The organism is Rhizobacter sp. P2_H2 (assembly GCF_056403375.1).
On sequence record NZ_JBFUFP010000860.1, the window covers coordinates 1 to 2385 of the forward strand.

Genomic DNA, 2385 nt, shown 5'->3' on the forward strand with positions numbered 1-2385 from the left:
TCCACAAGCTGGTGGCCGACCTGGTCAGCGAGATGGGCGCGGCCTACCCGAAGCTCGCCGCCGACCAGCAGCACATCACCGACACGCTGAAGGCCGAGGAGGTTCGCTTCTTCGAGACGCTGGCCAACGGCATGGAGATCCTCGACGCCGCCCTGGCCGGCGGCCAGAAGACGCTGCCCGGCGACGTGGCCTTCAAGCTGCACGACACCTACGGCTTCCCGCTCGACCTGACGCAGGACGTCTGCCGCGAGCGCGGCGTGGAGGTCGACGAGGTCGGCTTCGGCGCGGCGATGGAGCAGCAGAAGGCGGCCGGCCGCGCGGCCGGCAAGTTCAAGATGGCGCGCGCCGTGGAGTACACCGGCGCCGGCCATGCGTTCACCGGCTACGAGCACCTGCAGGAGCAGGCGACCGTCGCGGCGCTCTACCAGGAGGGCAGCCCGGTGCAGCAGCTGCTCGAAGGCCAGACCGGCATCGTCGTGCTGAGCGTGACGCCGTTCTACGCCGAGAGCGGCGGCCAGGTCGGCGACCAGGGCTCGCTGAGCGCCGAGGGCGYGCWGTTCGGCGTSSASGACACSCAGAAGATCAAGGCCGACGTGTWCGGCCACCACGGCGTGATGAGCCAGGGCAAGCTGTCGGTGGGCGACACCGTCACCGCGCGCGTCGACGCCGACCTGCGCGCGGCCACCGTGCGCAACCACAGCGCCACCCACCTGATGCACAAGGCGCTGCGCGAGGTGCTGGGCACGCACGTGCAGCAGAAGGGCTCGCTGGTCGACGCCGAGAAGACGCGCTTCGACTTCGCGCACAACGCGCCGGTCACGCCGCAGCAGATCGCCGAGATCGAGCGCCGCGTCAACGCCGAGATCCTCGCCAACGCGGCCACCCAGGCGCGCGTGATGGACATCGAATCGGCCCAGAAGACCGGCGCGATGATGCTGTTCGGCGAGAAGTACGGCGAGACCGTGCGCGTGCTCGACATCGGCAGCAGCCGCGAGCTGTGCGGCGGCACGCATGTGCAGCGCACCGGCGACATCGGCCTGTTCAAGGTGGTGGCCGAGAGCGGCGTGGCCGCCGGCGTGCGCCGCATCGAGGCGGTGACCGGCGCGAATGCGCTGACCTACCTGCAGACGCTCGAAGGCACGCTGCACCAGCTGGCCGCGACGCTGAAGGCCGCGCCCACCGAGGTGCCGCAGCGCTTGGCGCAGGTGCTGGAGCAGGTGCGTGCGCTCGAGAAGGAACTCGGCGCCGTGAAGGGCAAGCTCGCGTCGTCGCAGGGCGATGAACTGGTCGGCCAGGCGGTCGACGTGAAGGGCCTGAAGGTGCTGGCCGCGCGCCTGGAGGGTGCCGATGCGAAGACGCTGCGTGAGACGCTCGACAAGCTGAAGGACAAGCTGAAGACGGCGGTCATCGTGCTGGCGGCGGTCGACGGCGACAAGGTGCAGTTGGCGGCCGGCGTCACCGCCGACAGCGTCGGCAAGCTCAAGGCCGGCGAGCTGGTCAACTTCGTCGCGCAGCAGGTCGGCGGCAAGGGCGGCGGCAAGGCCGACATGGCGATGGCCGGCGGCACCGATGCATCGCAGCTGCCGCAGGCGCTCGCCTCGGTGCAGGGCTGGGTGGCGGGCAAGCTCTGAACCGCCGATGCTGAATTGGCAGATCCGGCCGTGCCGTCGTGACGACGAAGCGGCGCTGATCGCGCTGTGGCAGGCCTGCGGGCTGACGCGGCCGTGGAACGATCCGGCCAAGGACATCGCCCGCAAGTTCGCCGAGCAGCCCGAGCTGTTCGCGGTGGCCGAGTGCGATGGTGAGMTGGTCGGCAGCGTGATGGCCGGCTACGAAGGCCACCGCGGCTGGATCAACTACCTGGCCGTCACGCCGAAGCTGCAGCGCGGCGGCCTGGGCCGCGCGCTGATGGACTGGGCCGAGCTGAGGCTGCGCGAGCGCGGCTGCCCGAAGATCAACCTGCAGATCCGCCGTGGCAACACCGCGGTGATCGCGTTCTACGAGAGCCTCGGGTTCGCGGAGGACGACGCGATGAGCATGGGCAAGCGCCTGGAGCGCGACGACTGACAGCAGCGATCGGCGGGACCGCCAGGGACATTTGACCTTCGGACAGACCCTGTTGCACCGGACTGCCGCACGACCGATAAGGAAGATGCCGATGCGCGATGTGCGCCGGCCAGCCTGGTCAGGAGGTGCGTCATGTCCCATTCGAATGCTCTGAGGATGTTGGCTGCGGCCTTCGTGCTGGGCGCCGCCAGCATGGCGTGGGGCCAGTCACCGAAGCCGGCCCTGTCGCCGGGACAGGCCGTCGCCGAGGCGAAGGCCGTGGTCGACCTGGCCATCCGCTGCGGCGGCGAGCCACGTGTCGACGCCGGACCGCCCGCC

2 protein-coding genes are annotated in these 2385 nt (G+C 70.3%); both read left to right on the plus strand.

Annotated features, from left to right (window positions below; translation table 11 throughout):
• On the plus strand, nucleotides 1-1631 hold a 1631-nt coding region (gene alaS / locus AC1D15_RS27370; protein WP_477828482.1), incomplete at its 5' end, for an alanine--tRNA ligase.
• Nucleotides 1632-1638: 7 nt separating this feature from the next.
• Nucleotides 1639-2067: a GNAT family acetyltransferase gene (locus tag AC1D15_RS27375; protein ID WP_477828483.1), complete on the plus strand. Its 429-nt coding sequence runs from the start codon at nucleotides 1639-1641 to the stop codon at nucleotides 2065-2067.
• Nucleotides 2068-2385 lie beyond the last annotated feature (318 nt).